Genomic DNA, 19,436 nt, shown 5'->3' on the forward strand with positions numbered 1-19,436 from the left:
ATGACGTCAGCCAGAAGAGGGAGCAAGGCGCGGGGTGCCGCGCTTGCCGCCGTGGTTCCGCTGCTTCTCGTCGCGGCCTGCTCGTCGGGCTCCGGCTCGGCGGGGGGCGAGGACGGCGAGATCCGGATGATGGTGAATCTGACGGACAACCTCGACCAGGCCTACTGGGAGAAGCTGGTCAAGCCGTTCGAGGACAAGACCGGTCTGAAGGTGAAGATAGAGGGCCCCACCGGCAAGTCGGTCGCCGAGTCCTTCCCGCAGCAGCTGGCGGCCGGCACCGCGCCCGACGTCATCCAGTCGATCTTCCCGGACGACGACACGGCGCCCGAGCTGATCGACCTGAGCGGCGAGGCCTGGGCCAAGGGCACACCGATGTTCGACGAGTACGCCATGGGCGAGGCCCACTACGCGGTCGGCGTCGGCACCCAGACGCAGTCGCTGGTCTACTACAACAAGACCGCCTTCGAGAAGGCCGGGATCGGCGAGCCGCCCACCACCTGGGAGGAGCTGACCCAGGACCTCGGCGACCTGAAGAAGGCCGGGTACACGCCGATGCAGACGGCCGGCGACTTCCAGACCGGCCTCCAGCTCCAGCAGATCTACCACCCCACGCTGAATCAGCTGCACCCCGAGTGGCAGACCGCCGTCTCCGACGAGAAGCTCGCGGTCGGCGACGCGTACGAGCCCGCGTTCCAGATGTACGCCGACTGGATCAAGGCCGGACTCATCAACAAGAGCGACGTCGGGCTCAGTCCCTCCCAGGCGGACGGCAACTTCACCGCGGGCAAGGTGGGCCTCTACACCAACGGCAGCTGGTTCGCCGCCACCCTGAACAAGGCCGGGGATCTCCCCTTCGAGGTGGGCGTGTTCTCCCCGCCGGCCGCGGACGGCAAGGAGTACCCGGGCCCGCAGGGCGCCACCATGGCCAACCCCTACATGATCCGCAAGGGCATCGGCGACGAGGACGGCGCCAAGCAGCTGGTGGAGTACCTGGTAACCGACGCCAAGGCCATCGAGGCGCAGCTGGGTTCGGACGGGGTGTTCCGCAAGGGCTCCCAGCTCGAGCAGTCCGAGGTCGACGCGCAGATCCAGGGCGTCCTCGACGCCGCTCCCGCACTGGTCGCCGTCGGCGAGGGCCAGGGCAACGTGCGGCTGCCCGTCACCGGATTCAACCCGAAGTTCACCGAGGTCGCGCAGAGCCTGTACACCGGTGCGAGCCCGGCGGACGCCGCCAGGAGCATCGACCAGTGGGTCGACGAGAACCGCTGACCCATGGAACGGACAGCTGCCTCGAAACCGCGGGGATGGCGCGACCTGGGCGCCCGCGTCAGCATGGTCGCCCCCGCGGTGCTCATCTACGCCGCCCTGCTGGTCGTACCGGTGATCTACGCGTTCTACTACAGCTTCACCGAGTACAACGGATTCCCGAACCGCGTCCCCGAGTTCGTCGGCCTGGACAACTACCGGTCCATATTCGAGTCCGACGACATGACCGGGACCATGGTGGTCACCGCCGTGGTGGCCGTGGTGGGCGCGGTCGCGGTGAACCTGGCCGCGCTGGGTCTCGCGCTGCTGTTGCAGCGCACCAACCGGTTCAACACCTTCGGCCGGGTCGTCATGTTCTATCCGCACGTGCTCAGCGCGCTGGTCGTGGGCTTCCTGTGGCAGGCCATCCTCGGCCCGCAGGGCGTGGTCAACACCATGCTGGAGAAGGTGGGCACTGACAGCCTGCCCTTCCTGAGCGACCCCGACTGGGCCCTGTGGTCGATGATCCTCGTCATCGTCTGGTCGCTCTTCGGCGTCCAGCTGATCCTCTACCTGGCGGGCCTGCAGGCGGTGCCGGCGGATCTGCTGGAGGCGGCCAGGATCGACGGCGCCAACAGGTGGCAGACCTTCCGTGCCGTCACCTGGCCCTCGCTCGCGTCCACCGTGACGGTCGCCGTCATCACCTCCGGCATCTCGCTGCTGAAGACGTACGACGTGGTGGTGTCCCTGACCGGCGGCGGCCCGGCGGGATCCACCAAGACCCTCGCCTACTCGATCCTCGCCGTCTCCTTCCCGCAGCGGGACATCGGCGTCGCCTCGGCCCAGGCCGTGCTGCTGATCGTCGCCGCCGCGGTCCTGGCCATCACAGTCCTCGTGCTGCGCAGGCGCGCCGAGGACGACGCGGAGTCCATCGGATGAAGAAAACACTCACCTCGGCCGCCACCGTCCGGGTCGCGTTCGTCTCCCTGGTGTCCCTCGGCATGCTCGTGCCGATGTACCTCCTGGTGGTCAACGCCTTCAAGAGCCAGCGGGAGATCCTCGCCAACCCGTTCTCCCCCGGCTTCGGCTCGGCGACCTTCCAGTACCTCGCGGACGCCTGGAACAACCCCGACTTCAGCATCCTGAAGGGCTACGGCGTCACCATCGCGCTGGTGCTCTGCGTGAACGCCCTCGCCATGGCGGTGTGCGCGCCGGCGGCGTACGTGCTGGCCCGCACGCCGAGGCTGCTCTCGCGGCTGCTGCTGTTCTTCTTCATCGCGGGCATGTTCATCCCCACCCAGGTGATCCTGGTGCCGGTCATCTTCGTGCTGCGCGCGATCGGGCTGATGGGGACGATGCCGGGGCTCATCCTGTTCATGACGGCCACCACCGTCCCGTTCACGCTGTTCGTGTTCTTCGGCTACATCCGGGTGCTGCCCAGGTCGCTGGACGAGGCGGCGGCCATCGACGGGGCCGGAAGGTACTACACGCTGTGGCGGATCATCCTGCCCCTGATGCGGCCGATCATCGCCACGGTCTTCATCCTCAACTCGCTCAGCGTCTGGAACGACTTCGCCAGCCCGCAGATGATCCTCGGTCCCGGCAGCGGCGTCTACACCGTCACCACCGGTGTGTACGCGGCGGTCGGCCAGTACTCCACGGACTACACCAAGGTGTTCCCGACACTGCTGCTCGCGGTGATCCCGATCCTGGTGATCTTCATCGTGATGCAGCGGCACATCATGAGCGGCCTGGCGGCGGGGGCGGTCAAGGGCTGACCGGCCCCTGACGCCCCGCGCGGGCCCGCCGCACCGAGAAGCGACCCGTTGCGCGAAGGAGTGACCAGCCATGCCCGCACCTCGCCCGCCCCGCCGGGTCGCGTCCGTGATCCGGCTGCGCCCGGAGCACGCCGAGACGTACCGGACGTTGCACCGCGCCGTGCCGCAGCCGGTGCTGGACACGCTCTCGCGCGCCCATGTCACCAACTACTCCATCTTCCTGCGCGAGGACACGCTCTTCGCCTACTACGAGTACACCGGCGACGACTACGAGGCCGACATGGCCGCCATCGCCGACGACCCGCAGACCCGGCGCTGGTGGACCCTCACCGACCCCTGCCAGCAGCCCCTGGACTCGGCGCGGCCCGGGGAGCGGTGGGTGAGCGGCGAGGAACTCTTCCACCTGGACTGACCACCACCCCATGCGAAGGAACACCGCCATGCCGCACACCCCCTCTCCCCGGTCCCCCGAACTCGGCGGTCTCTCGGCCGTCGTCACGGGCGGCGCCTCGGGGATCGGGCTCGCCACCGCCCTCCTCCTGGCCCGCCGCGGCGCCCGGGTCGCCGTCCTCGACCTCGCACCGGACGCCGTGCCGGCCACCGGCTCCGAAGCCCCGTTCCCGATCCGGTGCGACGTCACCGACGACGCCTCGGTCCGGGCCGGCGTCGCTCGGGCGGTGGACCGGCTGGGCGGCCTGGACATCCTGGTCAACAACGCGGGCATCGGCGCGCAGGGGACGGTCGCGGACAACGACGACGCCGAGTGGCGGCACGTCCTGGACGTCAACGTCCTCGGCATCGTGCGGACCACCCGGGCCGCGCTGCCCCACCTGCGTGCTTCCGGGCACGCGGCGGTGGTCAACACCTGCTCGGTGGCGGCGACCGCGGGGTTGCCCCGGCGGGCGCTGTACAGCGCGAGCAAGGGCGCCGTGCAGTCCCTGACCCTCGCCATGGCCGCCGACCACGTCCGTGAGGGCATCCGGGTCAACTGCGTCAACCCCGGTACGGCGGACACCCCGTGGATAGACCGTCTGCTGTCGAGCGCCGACGACCCGGCCGCCGAGCGCACCGCGCTCAACGCCCGCCAGCCGACCGGCCGTCTGGTGAGCGCCGAGGAGGTCGCCGCGGCGGTCGTCTACCTGGCGTCGCCGGCGGCGGCGTCCGTCACGGGCACGGCCCTCGCCGTGGACGGCGGCATGCAGGGACTGCGGCTGCGGCCCGAGGGCGGCTGACCGAGCCACCGCGCGGGACCCTGCCCCGCGCCTCGCACCTCCCACGTCAGTCACATGAGAACCGACGAAAGGGCACCCCCATGCTGAGAACCCGGCCACGACCGGCCCGGACCCTGTGGGCCGCGCTCGCGCTGGCGCTGACGGCGGGCGCCGTCGGACCGGCGACCGGGGCAGCGGCCGCGGCAGGCACCTCGGCCGCTCCCGGGAAGCTGACGGTCTACGTCTCCGCCACCGACGGGGACGACGCCAACAGCGGCGGCCGCAAGGACCCGTTCCGGACCATCGCCGCCGCCCGCGACGCGCTGGCCGGCCACACGTCTGCCAAGGCCCGCGGCACGGTGCTGATCCGGGGCGGCACCTACGTCCTCGACGACACCGTCGAGCTGAAGGGCGCCGCGAACTCCTGGGTCACCTACGCCCCGTACCGGAACGAGAAGGTGACGATCACCGGGTCGCACGAGCTGCCCGCGGAGGGGTGGAAGAAGCTCACCGACCTCTCCGAGGAGACCCTCGCCCAGCCGCGGTACTCCTCCCACTCCCGTCTGGACACCCCCGAGTTGCGTGAGGGCGTGTGGGTCTACGACCTCGGCGCCCAGGGCATCGACCCGGGGACGCTGTACAAGAACGGCTTCAACTGGGTGCAGGACCCCTTCGCCCCCGAACTGGTGGTCGGCGGTGACACCCAGGTCCTGGCCGAGTACCCCAACTCGAACTCCTGCGCCACCACGGAGACCGACTGTCACCTGTGGGGCACGGGCGACAAGTGGGACGCCGAGGGTCCACGGGACCTCATGAATGTGGATCTCGACGCCCGCTTCGGACTCCAGGACGACTGGAACTCCTCCGGCACGACCCCGAGGGCGCAGTTCGAGGACAAGAAGCAGCAACTCGACGACCCGGAGCAGCGCGACACCTGGTCGCCGCAGGAGATGCGGCGCATGACGCCGCAGATCTTCACGGTGGGCGGCCGGGCGGCGGCCGGGGACCGCTACAAGAGCTGGGCACCCGAGGCGGTACCGACGGTGGACGACCTCGGCACCCGCGGCTTCGGCGAGTACGCGGACGTCCCCGTGCAGCTCGACCCGCGGTGGATCGAGGGCATCGACAACACGAAGGCCGAGACCGAGGGCTGGCTGTCGGGGTACTTCGGCAACAACTACGCCAACGACATGGTGCGGCTCCTGTCCTGGAGCGGGGACCGGCTCTACACCAAGTACCCGTCGATGTACATCCCGCAGGACGCGTGGACGAAGGTCAAGGTCCTCAACGTCCTCTCGGAGATGGACACGGCCGGTGAGTACTACATCGACCGCTACGACGACAACGACGTCCTCTACTACCGGCCTGAGGGCGGAACGATCGAGGGCAAGGACGCCACGCTCCAGACCTTCGACAAGAACTTCTTCCTGCTCGACGGGACGCGGGGCGTGACCCTGCGCGGCCTGGCCATGACCGGGTCGCTCGTCAGCGGCGTACAGCTCCTGGACGCCGTCGGCACGCTCGTCGACGCGGTCGACATCTCCAACGTGAGCATGGACGCCGTCCGCATCGGCCGGACGACCGACACCATCACGGCCATGCCGGACTACCAGAGCCTGCGGGGCGGCCACGGCAACGTCGTGCAGAACTCCTACCTCCACGACCTGGGCGGCGGCGGGGTCCTGCTCGGCGGCGGCGACCGGGCCACGCTGGAACGGGGCGGCAACGTCGCCCGGCACAACGAGATCGCGCGCTTCTCGAAGCTGGCCACCTACACGCCGGCGGGCTACCTCTACGGGGTCGGCAACTCCTTCGAGTACAACTACGTCCACGACGCACCGCACATGGCCGTACAGATCATGGGCAACGACATGCGCGTCAACCACAACCACTTCTACGACGTGGTGAAGAACGCCGGGGACATGGGGGCGGTCTACGCGGGCCGGGACTTCACCTACCTGGGCAACGAGATCGCGTACAACCACTTCGAGAAGATCGGCGGTTCCAACGACGCGCTGTACATGGACGACGGCGCCTCCGGTGTGCGCTTCCACCACAACGTGGTGAACGGCTCGAACTCCGGCGTCAACTTCAACTCCGGACACAGCAACACCGCGAACGACAACGTGTTCGTCGGGGTGAAGCACGTCGGGCACGGAGGCATCTACCACCAGAAGGGCGAGACCCGGCTGCCGCTGGACAACAGCTGGGTGCTGCACAGCAGGTTCAACACGTTCCTCGACGTCCGCGAGGGCGAGAAGTACAGCGCGACGCCCGAGACGGTGGCGGCCTGGCACGAGCACTACACGGACGGGCAGGCGACGTACTCCGACGGGAAGCCCATCGTGTACCCGCAGGTCGAGCGGTGGTACGTGCCGCGGGTGACCGCGACGGGCGCGGAGTGCACGGCGGCCGACTACGCGACGGCGGGCACCGAAGGATGCAGCCGGGCGACGGTGTGGGACGACGCCGACTCGCTCTACGTGCCGTCCGGTGTGGAGATCGACCACGCGGTGGTCGTCGGCGGCGGGTCCGGGTTCCTGGAGACGACCGCGACGTTCACGGAGCCCGCGGCGGAGTACAACCTGTCGCGCTGGAGCGACAAGGTCAACACCCGTTCGGTGGCGGCCGCTTCGGTGGCGGAGACGGGTCTGGACCTGGACACGCTGCGGTTCTCCGGCTCCGGCACGGTGGCCGAGGCGTACGGGGCCGCGTGGGTCGCGGAGTGGAACCGGCACGTGACCGCGCAGGGCATCGGCCGGCCGTGACCGGCTGAACGGGGCGAGGCGGCCGGGGGCCGGTCCGACGACGGGTCCCCCGGCCGCCTCGCGGTGGCCGTCCTACGCGTCCGGCGCGCCGGCCGGCCGGCGGCGGGCCCACGACGACGTGATGTGCTCGCGCATCGCCTCCGCGGCAGCGTCGCCGTCCCCGGCGAGCACCGCGGCGGCGACCCGGGCGTGTGCCGCGTGGGTCAGCTCGATGTCCTCGCGGGTCGGGTCCCCGCTGTACTGCGGGGAGCGCACGGCCTTGCCCTGGATGCTGGCGACGATGGCCCGCCCGAACGCGTCCCGGGAGACGCGGTGGATGATCTCGTGGAACTCGATGTCCGCGCGCGAGTACGCCTCGGGATCGTCGATCAGGCCCGCGAGTTCGTCGAGCTTGGCGGCGAGCGCCGCCGACTGCTCCTGCTCGATCAGCCCGGCGGCGCGGGCGGCCATCGCGCACTCCAGGGTGGTCCTGATCTCGATGAGGTTGTCCAGGTAGACCAGGCGGTCCTCGCGCTGGAACAGGGCGTCGAGGACGAGTGGGTCGAGCAGGCTCCACTGGTCCTGGCCCAGGACAACGGTCCCCCAGCCCTGACGGGTCGCCACGAGTCCCTTCTCGGCGAGCGTCGTCGTCGCCTCCCGGATCACGGTCCGGCTCACCTCGTACTCCTCGCAGAGCTCACCCGCCGACGGCAGCGCGGTGCCGGGCGGGTACTCACCGAGCACGATGGCCGTGGCGAGGCTCTGGACGACGGCGGCGGCGAGCGGCGGCCGGCGCCGTTGAGGTCGGGACACGGCGGCGGTGTCCGCGGATGGCTTGATCATCTGGTCAGAGACTCCCAATGTTCGTGCAGGTTCGCCCGGCCCCCGCTGTCCAATGACTCCAGGTTAGCCGAACATGCTAAGGTCATCACTCGTATCACAAGTTACGACTCACCCGTGGGAGAGCGATGCGCATCACCGGATACCGGTCCCTTGCCACGGTCCACGAGTGGGGACGGCGGGTGGGCGACGTGAACGGCGTCGTCGCCGGCGGTGTCACCGAGGTGCCGGTCCTGCTGCTGGAGACCGACGAGGGCCTGACCGGAGTGGGTCTCGGCGGGAACGCCGACGTCGCGCGGGTCTTCCCCGCCCTGGAGGGCCAGGACCCCCGCGCGGTCACCTCGCTCTACGACCGGATGCTCGCGCACGTCTTCAAGTCCGGGCACGGCGGGCAGGTGTTCGCCACGATCGGCGCCCTCGACATGGCGCTGTGGGACCTCAAGGCGAAGATCGCCCAGGAGCCGCTGTGGCGGACGCTGGGCGCCGCCGACCGCTTCGTGCCGGGCTACGCCTCCGGTCTGGACTACGCGCTCACCGACGACGAACTCGTCGCGTTCCACGAGCGGTGGGCGCGGCGCGGGTTCACCGGCGCCAAGGTCAAGGGCGGCCTCGACGTGGACCGGGACGTGCGGCGCCTGGCCGCGGTCCGTGACGTGTTCCGGGTCAACAACGACCGCCCCGCGCTCATGTACGACGTGAACGAGTCCTGGGGACGGCACCAGGCGGTGCGTCTGGCCCGGCAGGTGGAGGAGCGCGTCGAGCTGACCTGGATCGAGGAACCGGTCCGGCGCTGGGACGTGCCGGGACACCGCGCGGTCGCGACCGGTGTCCGTGCCGCCGTCGCGACCGGGGAGAACCTGACGGGCCTCGAACACTTCCGGCCGCTGCTGGCCGCGGACGCGGTGGGGGTGGTGCAGACCGGCTCCGTGTGGGGCATCACGCACTTCCTGCGCGTCTCCACCCTCGCCTTCGGGCACGGCCTGCCGGTGAGCCCGGTCGGATACGACGCCAACCCGGTCGCGCACGCGGCGGCCGCCGTGCCCAACCATCTGGTGACCGAGGTGCAGGACCTGTCCTTCCCGGTCGGGCTGCGGGTGGACCAGGAGATCGCCGACGGCGGGATCGTCCTCGGGGACGCCGTGGGACTGGGCATCGAGGTCGACGAGGAGCGGATCGTGGCGCTGACGGCGTCGGGCGGGTGGTCCCTGCCGTCGGGACCGCACGTCCGTCCGGCCGACGCCGGCCTCAGACTCGCACCGCAGGCGCGATGAGGGCGCGTCGGGGCCGCGTCGGGAGCGCGTCGCGGCCGGACGGAGGGAAGAGGACATGAGGATGCGAAAGGCCCTGGTGGTCCGCGGCGGGTGGGAGGGGCACGACCCGGTCGGCTGCACCGAGTCGGTCATGCCCGCTCTGGAGCGCGCGGGGTTCGGGCTGGAGGTCGCCGAGGACCTTGCGGTGTACGAGGACGCCGGCCTGCTCGCCGCGACCGACCTCGTCGTGCACTCCTGGTCGGCGGGCGGCCTGACGGCGGCTCAGGAGGCGAACCTGGTCGACGCGGTGGAGGCGGGCACCGGCTTCGCCGGCTGGCACGGGGGCGTGGTCGCCACGAACGTCGCCAACCCGCGCTACCTGCGGATGGCCGGGGGCCGCTTCCTGTGGCACCCGGACGGCTTCCAGGAGTTCACCGTGCGCATCGCCTCCGCGCCGGACCGGGACGGCGAGATCGTCGAGGGCATCACGGACTACGACGTGGAGACCGAGCACTACTGGGTGCTCACGGACTCCCTCAGCACCGTCCTGGCCACGTCCGTGCTCGTCCCGGGGCCGGCCGACCCGTGGCACGAACCCGTCGAGTTCCCGGTGGTGTGGACGCGCCGCTGGGGAGCGGGGCGGGTCTTCGTCTGCACCCTCGGCCACCGCGTCGCGGACCTCCGGGTGCCGCAGACGGCGGCGATCGTCGGCCGCGGGCTCCAGTGGGCGGCGCGCGCGTGACCTTCGGGGGCGCCCGGACCCTCGGGGCGTTGCCGCCGCGGGCCGTCCGGAACGCCACGCGTGCCGGGCGCCCTCGCGGGTCAGGTGCCCCCGCGCGTCAGGTGCTCTCGCGTGCGACCACCCTGTACCCCACGTCCCGGTGCGGGACGTCGACCGTGGCGCCGCGCATCCGCGTGAGCAGCAGCTCGGCGCTCAACTCGCCGATGCGCACGCTGGGTACGGCCACCGTGGTCAGCGCCGGGACCAGGTGCCGGGCCAGTTCGAAGTCGCCGAAGCCGGCCAGGGCGAGCGTGCCGGGCACGTCGACGCCGCGCCGTACGCAGGCCTGGAGCGCGCCGGCCGCGAAGACGTCGCTGGAGAACATCACGGCGTCGGAGTCCGGGTACCGCTCCAGTGCCAGGTCCAGCAGGGCGACCCCGGTGTCCATGGTGACCGGCTCCGGACCGGCGTCCACGGTGCGCGGTTCGCTGCCCAGCAGGTCGCGGACGGCCCCGTGGTAGCCGTCGAGGCGTTCCGCGGCCCGGGGATCGCCGGAGGTGTGCCGTCCCGCGAAGGTGATGCGCCGCCGGCCGCGCCGGACGAGGTGGTCCACCATCGCCGCCGCGGCCGCCGCGTTGGAGAAGCCGACCAGCAGGTCCACCGGGTCCTCGGACCAGCCCCAGGTCTCGACGACGGGTACTCCGGCCGCCCCGAGCAGCGTCAGGGTGCCCGGGGTGTGGCGGGTCCCCACCACGAGCAGTCCGTCGGGCCGCCGGCCCAGGAAGCTGCGCAGCACCTCCTCCTCGTGCTCGGGCCGGTAGTCGGTGGTTCCGACGAAGATCTGGTAGCCGTGGGCCGCCAGCGCCGTGGAGAAGGCGTGCACGGTGTCGGCGAAGACCGAGGCGTTGATCTGCGGCACCAGGGCGGCGACCGTGCGACTGCGGTTGGAGGCCAGGTTGCTGGCGGCCAGGTTGGGCACGTAGCCGGTGGCCGTGAGGGCCGCCTGGACCCGGGCGCGCGTCTCGTCGGACACCGACATGGGGTCGCGGACGACCCGGGAGACCGTCTGGGCCGACACCCCGGCGGCCGCCGCGACGTCCGACAGGGTCACCGACCGGGTCGCGGATCGTTTGCGGGGACGGCGGGGCGGCGGCTGGGTCACGCCGGAAACGATATCGGGCGTCACAGTGCTCCCCGTGCCACCAGGGCCCGCATCAGGTCCGCGATGCCGAACGTCCACGGCACGCAGGCGTCGCTCGGCCGGATCCGGTTGACGAGCGTGCCGAGCTTCGGCGTGGCGATGGAGACGAGGTCGCCGTCGTGATGCGTGAAGCCCTGGCCGGGTGCGTCCCGGTCCTCGACGGGCGCGAACATCGTGCCGAGGTAGAGCACGGCACCGTCCGGGTACTGGTGGTGCGGGCCCAGCAGCTGCCCCACGAGGTCCAGGGGATCGCGGCTGATGGCGGCCATCGAGGACTCGGCGTCGAGCCGGTACCCGTCGGCGCCCTCGACGGTGAGGGTGACCGTGGCCCGCCGTACGTCGTCGATGCGGAAGCCCGGTTCGAACAGCCGCAGGAACGGTCCGAGGGCGGCGGAGGCGTTGTTGTCCTTGGCCTGGGGCAGCAGCAGCGCGGAACGGCCCTCCACGTCACGGAGGTTGACGTCGTTGCCGAGGGTCGCGCCGACCACGGACCCGGTGGAGGAGACGGCCAGCACCACCTCCGGCTCCGGGTTGTTCCAGCGGGAGGCGGGGTGCACTCCGGCGTCGGCGCCGCTGCCCACGGCGGCGAGCACCGGCGCCTTGGTGAAGATCTCGGCGTCGGGACCGATGCCGACCTCCAGGTACTGGCTCCACGCGCCCTGCGCGACCAGGATCTCCTTGAGCGCGGCGGCCTCCTCGGAGCCGGGCCGCAGGGAGGCGACGTCGTCGCCGACGAGTCGGCGGATCCGCTCCCGGGCCTCGGCGGCACCGGCGGCGTCGCCGCGGACCCGTTCCTCGATGACCCGCTCCAGCATCGAGACCACGAAGGTGACCCCGGCCGCCTTCACGGCCTGCAGGTCGACCGGCGCGAGCAGCCAGGGACGCCGCGGATTCCGGCCGTTCAGGGGTGTGTTGGCCAGCACCTCGTCGAGTCCGGCGATCCGCTCGCCGCGGGTGGCGCGCAGGCGTTCGGCCGGGTCCGGTGCCTCGCACAGGTCCCGGACGGTCGGGAAGGCGGTGGTGATGTCGTGCAGGCCGTCCTCGCGGACGGCCACGACGGACGGTCCGAGGCCGGGGCGCCAGACCCGGCCGAGGAGCGCGCCCCGGGTGCCGTCGGCGGGCAGGGTGGTCGCGGCGTCGGGCCACTGGTTCATGGGATTCCTTTCGTGTTGCCCGGCCCCCTCTCCAGGGGTTCGGCGCGGTCGGGGCAAGGGCGTTGACACTGCGAGCGGCGCCCGCCTAGCGTGCATGTTAGCGCTATCGCTAGCGCTAACAACAGTCTCTGGAACTCTCTCCCACGGCGTCCGGCGCCCACCGTCCGCGCCCGTGCCGTCCTCCGTGCGCCGCCTCCAAGGAGCCCCATGACCTCACTCGACAGACCCGGCGTCCTCGCCGGGTACCGGGTCCTCGACTGTTCCATCGCCATGGCCGGCCCGTTCGCCGCCCAGCGCCTCGGCGACCTCGGCGCCGACGTCGTCAAGGTCGAACCGGTCACCGGGGAGTGGCAGCGCCACGCCGCGGCCGGCGGGGCGGCCGGCCACCGGATCAACGTCTCCTTCCTCTCCCTGAACCGCAACAAGCGGTCCCTCGCCGTCGACCTCAAGGACCCGGCGGGCAAGGAGGTCCTGCGCCGCCTGGTCGCGGGCGCCGACGTCTTCCTCCAGAACTACCGCCCGGGCGTCGCCGACCGCCTCGGCGTCGACTACGCCTCCCTGGCCGCGATCAACCCCTCCCTCGTCTACGTGTCCATCTCCGGATACGGCGAGGACGGCCCCTACGCCCAGCGCCCGGGCCAGGACCTGCTGCTCCAGGCGATGTCGGGGGCCATGCTGTCCAGCGGCCGCTCGGGCGAGGCACCCCGGGCCGCGGGCCAGTACCTGGTGGATGCCGTCACCGCCTCCACGGCCTTCGAAGGGGTGCTCGCCGCGCTGCTCCACCGCGAACGCACCGGCGAGGGCCAGCTGGTGACGGTGAACATGCTGGACGCCGTCACCACCCTCCAGATGCAGGAGCTGTCGGTCCACACCGTCGGCGGGCTGCCCCAGACGCGCTCCGCCGAACCGCACGCCCACGTCTACATCCGCTCGCCCTACGGCGCCTTCCAGACCTCCGACGGCTATCTCGTCCTCGCCTTCCCGCCGTTGAAGAAGCTCGGCGAGATCCTCGGCGAGGACGGCTTCCTGTCCATGGAGGACGAGGAGCACGGCTGGACCCACCGGGACGAGATCTTCGCCCGTACCGCCGCCCGGCTGCTGACCCGGCCCTCGCGGCACTGGCTCGACGCCTTCGCCGCCGCCGGCATCTGGGCCGGCCCCGTCTACGGCTACGCCGACCTGGTCCAGGACCCCCAGATCCGCCACAACGGCACCTTCGTCACCTACGACCACCCCACCGAGGGCCGCGTGACCGTGCCCGGCTTCCCGTACAAGTTCTCCGCCACCCCGCCCCGCATCGACCGCGGCGCCCCGCTCGTCGGGGAGCACACCCGCGAGGTGCTGACCGAGGCGGGCCTCGTGGAACGGGAGATCGAGGACCTGTTCGCCACCGGCGCCGTGGCGGAGACCACCTCATGACGTACGGCGGACCGCCCTACCGCGGCCTGACCTGGGACCACCCCCGCGGCCACGACGCCCTCGCCGCGTCCGCGGGCGGCCTCGTGCACTGGGACGTCCAGCCCCTGGAGGGCTTCGAGTCCCACCCGATCGACGCGTTGTGTGCCCGCTACGACCTCGTCGTCCTCGACCACCCGCACCTCGGCGAAGCGCTGGCCACCGGGTGCCTGCGGCCCCTCGACGACCTGTTCACCGCCGAGGAACTGGTCCGCTGGGGCGATGGCTCCATCGGCCCCACCATGCGCTCGTACGCCATGGGCGGCCGTCAGTGGGCGCTCCCGTTGGACGCCGCCACCCAGGTCGCCGCCACCCGGACCGACCTCGTCGGCGCGGCGCCCGGTACGTGGGACGAGGTCCACCGACTCGCCCGCCGGGCGCCGGTGGCCCTGTCCCTGGCCGGGCCGCACGCCTTCCTCACCTTCGCCTCCGTGGCGGTCGCCATGGGAGAGGAGCCGGCCGCCGACCCCGACGAGCTGATCGGCGACGCCACGGGACTCGCGGTGCTCGACCTGATGGCCGCGCTCGACGCCCTCGCCCCGCCCGGGACGCGTGCGCTCAATCCGATCGGGCTGCTGGAGCTGATGGCCGGCACGGACCGGCTGGCGCACTGTCCGCTGGTGTACGGGTACGTCACCTACGCCGACCGCCTGACGTTCAGCGACGCCCCCGTCGTGGCGGCGGGCGGCCGTCCCGGCTCCACGCTCGGCGGCACCGGGATCGCGCTCAGCTCCCGCTGCGTCCCCTCCCCCGAACTCCTCGCCCACGTGCGCTGGCTGATGTCCCCCGAGGCGCAGGGCGACTTCCTCCCCCGGCACAGCGGACAGCCCAGCGCCCGCGCCGCCTGGACCAGCTCCGAGACCGTCGCCGCCGACTTCTACCGAGGCACCGCCGCCACCTGCGAGCAGGCCTGGGTCCGTCCCCGGCACGCGGGCTACATCGGCTTCCAGACCGCCGCGTCGGCCGCCGTACGCGCCGCGCTCGCGGGCGAGACCGACCACCGCCAGGCACTCGACCGGATGCGCGCCCTGTACCGGTCGAGCCGGACACCGAAGGAACACCGGACATGAGCGACACCGGCCCCCTCCCGCCGCCCCGACTCGGCACCGACCACGTCCTGCTGGACGTCGAGGACCGCGTAGCCACCCTCACCCTGAACCGTCCCGGCAAACTCAACGCGGTCACCCCCGACATGTCCCACGCCCTCGTACGGGCCATCGAATGGTGCGACACGACGGACGACGTGCGGGCCGTCGTGGTCACTGGGGCGGGCGAGCGCTCCTTCAGCGTCGGCTCCGACATCGGCGCCCTCGACCGGTACGCCACCCCGTGGGACTTCCGCAACCGCGTGGACTACTGCGACGCCATCCGCGCCGCCCGCACTCCGACCGTCGCCGCGGTCGGCGGCTACGCCCTGGGCGGCGGACTGGAGACGGCCCTGTCCTGCGACATCCGCCTCGCCGCGGACACCGCGTCCTTCGGCGCACCCGAGATCACGCTCGGCTGGATCGGGGGCGGTGGCATGGCCGCCTTCCTGAGCCGCGCCGCCGGGCCGAGCAACGCCGCGCTCATGCTGCTCACCGGCGAACGCATCGACGCGGCACGGGCGTTGGAGTGGCACCTGGTGAGCGAGGTCGTGCCCCGCGCCGGGCTGCTCGACCGGGCCCGTGCCCTGGCCTCCGTCATCGCCTCGCGCGCTCCCGTGGCGGCCGAGACCGCGAAGATCAACCTGCGGGCCGCCGGCAACCTGCCCGAGGACCAGGCGCTCGCCTACGAGCGCGACCTGCAGACCGTCTGCTTCGCCACCGAGGACGCCGCCGAGGGCCGGCGCGCGTTCGCCGAGAAGCGCACCCCCGTCTTCCGCAAGCGCTGAGAGGAACTCATGAAGCAACCCCGAGCCGCACTCGTGACGGGTGCCGGTGGTGCCCTCGGCCGGGCCACCGCCGTCCGGCTGGCCGCCGACGGACTCGACGTCGCCGTACTCGACCGCGACACCGAGTCCCTGGAGAACACCGCCGCGCTCGTCGAGAAGGCCGGCGCGCGCGTGCTGGCCCTCACCGCCGACCTGCGCGACGCCCCGGTGGTCGAGGCGTCCGTCGAGCGGACCGTGTCCGAACTGGGCCCGCTGCACGTACTGGTCAACAACGCGGCCGTGTACCCGAGCCGGCCCTTCCTCGACGTACCGCTCGCCGAGTACGAGGAGGTCGTGGCGGTCAACCAGCGGGCGTACTGGGTCGCGGCGCAGGCCGCCGCCCGGCACATGACGGGCACGGGCGGCGGGGCGATCGTCAACGTCGCCTCGATCACGATGCACGGCGGCTGGGACTCCCTGGCCGCCTACGTCTCCACCAAGGGGGCCGCCGTCGCCCTGACCCGCGCGCTCGCCCGGGAGCTGGGTCCTGCCGAGATCCGCGTCAACTGCGTCTCCCCCGGCGCCTTTCCGACGGCGGCCGAGGACATCCACGAGGACCCCGAGGGCTACCGGCGGCACGTGCTCGACCACCAGGCCCTGAAACGGCGCGGGCGGCCGGAGGAACTGGCCTCGGTGGTGTCCTTCCTCACCGGCCCGGACGCCTCGTTCGTCACGGGTCAGTGCGTCGAGGTCAACGGAGGGTGGGTGATGGCGTGAAGCTGTACGGGCGTTCCCACGACCGGCAGTCACTCGCCCGGCACGCGGGCGACCTGAGCGCGGCGGGCGGGGTGCGGTCCGTCGTCCTGGACGACGGGTCCGAACGCGGCATCCGCACGCTGGAGTTCCGGACCGGCGGCGGACTGTCGTTCGACGTGCTGGTGGACCGGGCCATGGACCTGGGCGGGGCCGAGTTCGAGGGGCGGGGCTTCGGCTGGCGCTCGGCGACGGGCTTCAGGCACCCCGGTCTGCACGAGTACCGCGACGACGACGGCCTGTCCATGATGCGCAGCTTCTCGGGGCTGCTGCTCACCGCGGGCCTGGACCACACGCTCTTCGGCGCCGAGGTGGACGCCTCGCAGTACCGCTATCCGCCGCGGCGCACCGCCGTGCACGCCCTCCACGGGCGCGTCGCCAACCTCCCGGCCCGGCTGACCGGTTATGGCGAGCGGTGGCAGGACGACGGCCGGTGCGTGCTCTGGGCGGAGGGCGAGGTGCGCCAGGCCGCGATCTTCGGGGAGCACCTGCGGCTCACCCGCCGCATCGAGGCCGATCTGGGCGGCAGCGAGATCCGCCTGACCGACCGGGTGCGCAACGCGGGCTTCGACCCGACGCCGCACATGTACCTCTACCACGTCAACGTCGGCTGGCCCTTCCTCGACGAGGGCGCACGCTACGAGCTGCCGCCGCACCGGACCCTGTGGCGCAGCGACAGCGTCGCCGATCAGGGCGTCTCCCACACCGAGATGCCCGCTCCGCTGCCGGGCTTCGTCGAGCAGGTCTACGAGCACGAGCTGGAGGCCGACGCGGCTGGTCTGGCCCGGCCCCGCCTGGTCAACGAACGCCTCGGCGTCTACTTCGAGCTGGAATTCGACACGACCCGGTTCCCGTCCTTCTTCCAGTGGCTGCACCTGCGCGAGGGCGCCTACGCGGTCGGCTTCGAACCGTCCACGCACCATGTGCGGGGCGAGGCCGCGGCCCGGGAGGACGGTTCCATGACCTTCCTGGAACCCGGTGAGGAGCGGGAGTACACGACGACGTTCCGGGTGGGTCACCTGGACTGACGGCGGGACCCGCGGCTCGGGCGGCACGGGGGCGCGGCGCGTCAGGACGCGCGCCGGGCCCCCGTACGCGTGTGCACCGTCAGCCACGCCGCCGTCACCAGCAGCGCGGGGAGCAGCGGAGCGGCTCCGGGCAGCAGCCGCTCCAGCAGCGATGCTGCGGCCGCGCCCAGGATCAAGAGGGCCGTCGTGCCCAGCACGCGCCACTGGATGCGCCGGTCCGTCACCGCGTCGGTGACGGCCCCGGTCAGCAGACCCGTCAGGTACGCGGTCGGCATCTGCGCGCCCATCGCGACGCGGACACCGGCGTTCTGGCAGCCCATCGCGGCCGCCACCGTGCCCAGCATCGCCGTGCGCTCCCCGTCCGACGGGTCCCCGTCCACGGCGAGCCACCACCCCACGACGGCCCACAGCAGGAGGAGTTCCAGCAGGAGGAAGTCGGCCCGGTGCGGCCGCCCGCCCCGTTGAGGGCGACCGGCCGCCCGGCCGGCGCCCGCCGCGCCGAGCACGTAGCAGAGCACCGCGACGGCGGCCAGGCCGCCGAGCGTCGGGTCGGCGCCGCCGAGACCGACCCCGATCAACGCCGAGTTGGCGGTGACCACGCTGGTGAAGACGCCGCCGAGGGAGAGGAAACCCCAGGCGTTGACGGCGCCCGCGGAGAAGGTCAGCAGCCGCGCGGCCCACGGGTCCGCGCGCTCCGGTGACTCCGGCGGGAGATCCCGAGACCGATCGCCTTCCGTGGTCCTCTCCTCGCCTCGTCCGTGCCCCGGACGGCATCCTGGCCGACCGTCGTGCCGACAGGGACCGCGACATGCCGGGCGGGGCGGGCGCGACCTACGGTCGGCCGCCCCGCCCGGCTCCGCGTCCCGCTTCCATGGTGGAGCGGCACGGGATCCTCAGGGCCGCGTCAGTGACGTACGACCTGCGGAGCGATGTCCTCGGTGTGGTCGCCGCCGGTGGTGGCGGAGCGGCCGAGTGCGGCCGTCCGGGTCGGGTCGGTGCCGCAGAAGGCGGCCTCCAGAGTGCCGCCGAGGACGGTGTTCACCGTGCCGTTGTTGGAGGTGTTCGCCATCGACGCCATGCTGCGCCGGCCGTCGGCCGTCGTGAACGCGTAGGTGTAGTAGCCCTGGACGGTCCCGGTGTGACCGTACACGGTGACTCCGCAGGAGAGCTTCCGCCCGCGCAGCCCGAGGCCGTAGGACTGGGTCTGGTCCGCGTTGACCGGGACCATGCTCATCATGTCGCGCAGCTGCGCGGGGGCGACGAGCCTGCCGGAGACGAGCGCGGCGAAGAAGCGGTTCAGGTCCGAGGAGTTCGAGATGACGGCACCCGCGGACTGCGCCCACGAGACGGTCTGCTCGGTCGAGTCCACCAGCGGCAGCGTGGTGTCGTCGTCGCGTACGTATCCGCGCGCGTAGGAGCCGGTGAGGGTGGTCCGCGGGTGGACGTAGGAGGTGTTCTTCAGACCGAGCGGCTCGAAGATCCGCTGCTGGTACTGCGTGGCGATCGGCACACCCGTGGTGTGTTCGATCATCAGGCCCAGCACCACGAAGTTGGTGTTGGAGTAGCTGTAGGCGGCCCCGGGGCGGCCGGTGGGGGCGTGCGCGGTCGAGAGGTCGATGAGTTCCTGGTACGTGAACACCTTGTTCCGTACGGCTTCGAAGCCGGGAACGGTGTGGTAGAACATGTCGTTCGTGTAGTCCCACAGCCCGCTGCGGTGGCTCAGCAGGTGCCGCACGGTGATGCCGTCGTCCGGCAGGGCCTGGGGCAGGTAGTCGTTGGCCGGGGCGTCCAGGTCGATGCGGCCCTCGGCGACGAGCTGCATCAGTACCACGGTGGTGAAGCTCTTGCTGACGCTGCCGACGCGGAACCTGCGGTCGGCGTCCATGGGCGTTCCGGCGGCCCGGTCCGCCTTGCCGCTGGCGAGCCGGTAGACCGCGGAGCCGGAGTCGATGCGGGTGAGGGCGCCGGGCGCCCCGTCGGCCATCGCCTGCTTCTGCACGGCGAGGACCCCGGTGAGCGAGGGCTGGGGAAGCGTGGGGGTCGAGTCCGCGACCGCCGGTGAGGCGGTGACCAGGGCGGCCACCATCGCGGAACCTACAAGCGCGAGGCTCGTGTTTCTGATGCGCATCCGATTCTCTTCA

Annotated in this window: 18 protein-coding genes; 13 read left to right on the forward strand and 5 right to left on the reverse strand. The window is 71.9% G+C overall.

All coding sequences use genetic code 11. The annotated features are described in order from the left end of the window. From IE108_RS07995 to IE108_RS08020, 6 genes are all read left to right on the forward strand, one after another. The gene (locus tag IE108_RS07995; RefSeq protein ID WP_064731557.1) at positions 1-1,269 is read left to right on the forward strand and encodes an ABC transporter substrate-binding protein; all 1,269 of its coding nucleotides are present in this window, start codon (positions 1-3) and stop codon (positions 1,267-1,269) included. 3 nt (positions 1,270-1,272) lie between these two features. After that, positions 1,273-2,184, forward strand: a complete 912-nt coding sequence (locus IE108_RS08000) for a carbohydrate ABC transporter permease (RefSeq protein WP_064731556.1) — start codon at positions 1,273-1,275, stop codon at positions 2,182-2,184. After that, a complete protein-coding gene (locus IE108_RS08005) occupies positions 2,181-3,023 on the forward strand; it encodes a carbohydrate ABC transporter permease (RefSeq protein ID WP_064731555.1) in 843 nt (280 codons plus the stop codon). Before IE108_RS08000 ends, IE108_RS08005 begins: the two co-directional genes overlap by 4 nt. Before the next feature lie 70 nt (positions 3,024-3,093). Next, complete coding sequence (locus IE108_RS08010) at positions 3,094-3,435, forward strand: L-rhamnose mutarotase (RefSeq protein WP_064731554.1); 342 nt, start codon at positions 3,094-3,096, stop codon at positions 3,433-3,435. 28 nt (positions 3,436-3,463) lie between these two features. Next, positions 3,464-4,255 (forward strand): SDR family NAD(P)-dependent oxidoreductase, encoded by a 792-nt coding sequence (locus IE108_RS08015; RefSeq protein WP_064731553.1) that lies wholly within the window; start codon positions 3,464-3,466, stop codon positions 4,253-4,255. 80 nt (positions 4,256-4,335) lie between these two features. After that, complete coding sequence (locus IE108_RS08020; RefSeq protein ID WP_064731552.1) at positions 4,336-7,002, forward strand: right-handed parallel beta-helix repeat-containing protein; 2,667 nt, start codon at positions 4,336-4,338, stop codon at positions 7,000-7,002. 72 nt (positions 7,003-7,074) lie between these two features. Here the strand turns inward: IE108_RS08020 and IE108_RS08025 are convergent, their stop codons facing one another. Then, entirely contained in the window at positions 7,075-7,824 is a 750-nt protein-coding gene (locus IE108_RS08025) for a FadR/GntR family transcriptional regulator (protein WP_064731551.1), read from the reverse strand. 125 nt (positions 7,825-7,949) lie between these two features. Between IE108_RS08025 and IE108_RS08030 the strand changes: the two genes are divergently transcribed. Both IE108_RS08030 and IE108_RS08035 read left to right on the forward strand, forming a co-directional pair. Further along, a complete protein-coding gene (locus tag IE108_RS08030; RefSeq protein ID WP_064731550.1) occupies positions 7,950-9,092 on the forward strand; it encodes a mandelate racemase/muconate lactonizing enzyme family protein in 1,143 nt (380 codons plus the stop codon). A 55-nt stretch (positions 9,093-9,147) separates the two neighbouring features. Further along, entirely contained in the window at positions 9,148-9,813 is a 666-nt protein-coding gene (locus IE108_RS08035) for a ThuA domain-containing protein (RefSeq protein WP_064731549.1), read from the forward strand. A gap of 97 nt (positions 9,814-9,910) precedes the next feature. On the opposite strand, the gene IE108_RS08040 is transcribed toward IE108_RS08035, so the two are convergent. Together IE108_RS08040 and IE108_RS08045 are read right to left on the reverse strand one after the other, a co-directional pair. Next, the gene (locus IE108_RS08040) at positions 9,911-10,954 is read right to left on the reverse strand and encodes a LacI family DNA-binding transcriptional regulator (RefSeq protein ID WP_064731548.1); all 1,044 of its coding nucleotides are present in this window, start codon (positions 10,952-10,954) and stop codon (positions 9,911-9,913) included. Between the two features lie 20 nt (positions 10,955-10,974). After that, positions 10,975-12,147 (reverse strand): fumarylacetoacetate hydrolase family protein, encoded by a 1,173-nt coding sequence (locus IE108_RS08045; RefSeq protein WP_064731547.1) that lies wholly within the window; start codon positions 12,145-12,147, stop codon positions 10,975-10,977. Positions 12,148-12,354: 207 nt separating this feature from the next. On the opposite strand from IE108_RS08045, the gene IE108_RS08050 reads away from it, so the two are divergent. The 5 genes from IE108_RS08050 to IE108_RS08070 are packed head-to-tail and all read left to right on the forward strand — an operon-like array spanning position 12,355 to position 17,295. Continuing rightward, positions 12,355-13,566 (forward strand): CaiB/BaiF CoA transferase family protein, encoded by a 1,212-nt coding sequence (locus tag IE108_RS08050; protein WP_064731546.1) that lies wholly within the window; start codon positions 12,355-12,357, stop codon positions 13,564-13,566. Continuing rightward, positions 13,563-14,672 (forward strand): extracellular solute-binding protein, encoded by a 1,110-nt coding sequence (locus IE108_RS08055; RefSeq protein ID WP_064731545.1) that lies wholly within the window; start codon positions 13,563-13,565, stop codon positions 14,670-14,672. The genes IE108_RS08050 and IE108_RS08055 overlap by 4 nt, the downstream gene beginning before the upstream one ends. After that, on the forward strand, positions 14,669-15,475 hold the full coding sequence (locus tag IE108_RS08060) for an enoyl-CoA hydratase/isomerase family protein (RefSeq protein WP_064731544.1): 807 nt from the start codon (positions 14,669-14,671) through the stop codon (positions 15,473-15,475). The genes IE108_RS08055 and IE108_RS08060 overlap by 4 nt, the downstream gene beginning before the upstream one ends. 9 nt (positions 15,476-15,484) lie before the next feature. After that, on the forward strand, positions 15,485-16,231 hold the full coding sequence (locus tag IE108_RS08065) for an SDR family NAD(P)-dependent oxidoreductase (protein ID WP_064731543.1): 747 nt from the start codon (positions 15,485-15,487) through the stop codon (positions 16,229-16,231). Continuing rightward, entirely contained in the window at positions 16,228-17,295 is a 1,068-nt protein-coding gene (locus IE108_RS08070; RefSeq protein ID WP_064731542.1) for an aldose 1-epimerase family protein, read from the forward strand. Before IE108_RS08065 ends, IE108_RS08070 begins: the two co-directional genes overlap by 4 nt. Positions 17,296-17,336: 41 nt before the next feature. On the opposite strand, the gene IE108_RS08075 is transcribed toward IE108_RS08070, so the two are convergent. Continuing rightward, entirely contained in the window at positions 17,337-17,963 is a 627-nt protein-coding gene (locus IE108_RS08075) for a YoaK family protein (protein ID WP_162494716.1), read from the reverse strand. A gap of 236 nt (positions 17,964-18,199) precedes the next feature. After that, complete coding sequence (locus IE108_RS08080) at positions 18,200-19,423, reverse strand: serine hydrolase domain-containing protein (RefSeq protein WP_064731540.1); 1,224 nt, start codon at positions 19,421-19,423, stop codon at positions 18,200-18,202. Between the last annotated feature and the right edge of the window lie 13 nt (positions 19,424-19,436).

The sequence above is a fragment of the Streptomyces parvulus genome, assembly GCF_014648855.1.
Classification (GTDB): Bacteria; Actinomycetota; Actinomycetes; order Streptomycetales; family Streptomycetaceae; genus Streptomyces; species Streptomyces parvulus.

Coding starts and splice junctions, on each gene's coding strand:
- IE108_RS07995 (WP_064731557.1), top strand. CDS start 1: ATGACGTCAGCCAGAAGAGGGAGCAAGGCGCGGGGTGCCGCGCTTGCC.
- IE108_RS08000 (WP_064731556.1), top strand. CDS start 1,273: ATGGAACGGACAGCTGCCTCGAAACCGCGGGGATGGCGCGACCTGGGC.
- IE108_RS08005 (WP_064731555.1), top strand. CDS start 2,181: ATGAAGAAAACACTCACCTCGGCCGCCACCGTCCGGGTCGCGTTCGTC.
- IE108_RS08010 (WP_064731554.1), top strand. CDS start 3,094: ATGCCCGCACCTCGCCCGCCCCGCCGGGTCGCGTCCGTGATCCGGCTG.
- IE108_RS08015 (WP_064731553.1), top strand. CDS start 3,464: ATGCCGCACACCCCCTCTCCCCGGTCCCCCGAACTCGGCGGTCTCTCG.
- IE108_RS08020 (WP_064731552.1), top strand. CDS start 4,336: ATGCTGAGAACCCGGCCACGACCGGCCCGGACCCTGTGGGCCGCGCTC.
- IE108_RS08025 (WP_064731551.1), bottom strand. CDS start 7,824: ATGATCAAGCCATCCGCGGACACCGCCGCCGTGTCCCGACCTCAACGG.
- IE108_RS08030 (WP_064731550.1), top strand. CDS start 7,950: ATGCGCATCACCGGATACCGGTCCCTTGCCACGGTCCACGAGTGGGGA.
- IE108_RS08035 (WP_064731549.1), top strand. CDS start 9,148: ATGAGGATGCGAAAGGCCCTGGTGGTCCGCGGCGGGTGGGAGGGGCAC.
- IE108_RS08045 (WP_064731547.1), bottom strand. CDS start 12,147: ATGAACCAGTGGCCCGACGCCGCGACCACCCTGCCCGCCGACGGCACC.
- IE108_RS08050 (WP_064731546.1), top strand. CDS start 12,355: ATGACCTCACTCGACAGACCCGGCGTCCTCGCCGGGTACCGGGTCCTC.
- IE108_RS08055 (WP_064731545.1), top strand. CDS start 13,563: ATGACGTACGGCGGACCGCCCTACCGCGGCCTGACCTGGGACCACCCC.
- IE108_RS08060 (WP_064731544.1), top strand. CDS start 14,669: ATGAGCGACACCGGCCCCCTCCCGCCGCCCCGACTCGGCACCGACCAC.
- IE108_RS08065 (WP_064731543.1), top strand. CDS start 15,485: ATGAAGCAACCCCGAGCCGCACTCGTGACGGGTGCCGGTGGTGCCCTC.
- IE108_RS08080 (WP_064731540.1), bottom strand. CDS start 19,423: ATGCGCATCAGAAACACGAGCCTCGCGCTTGTAGGTTCCGCGATGGTG.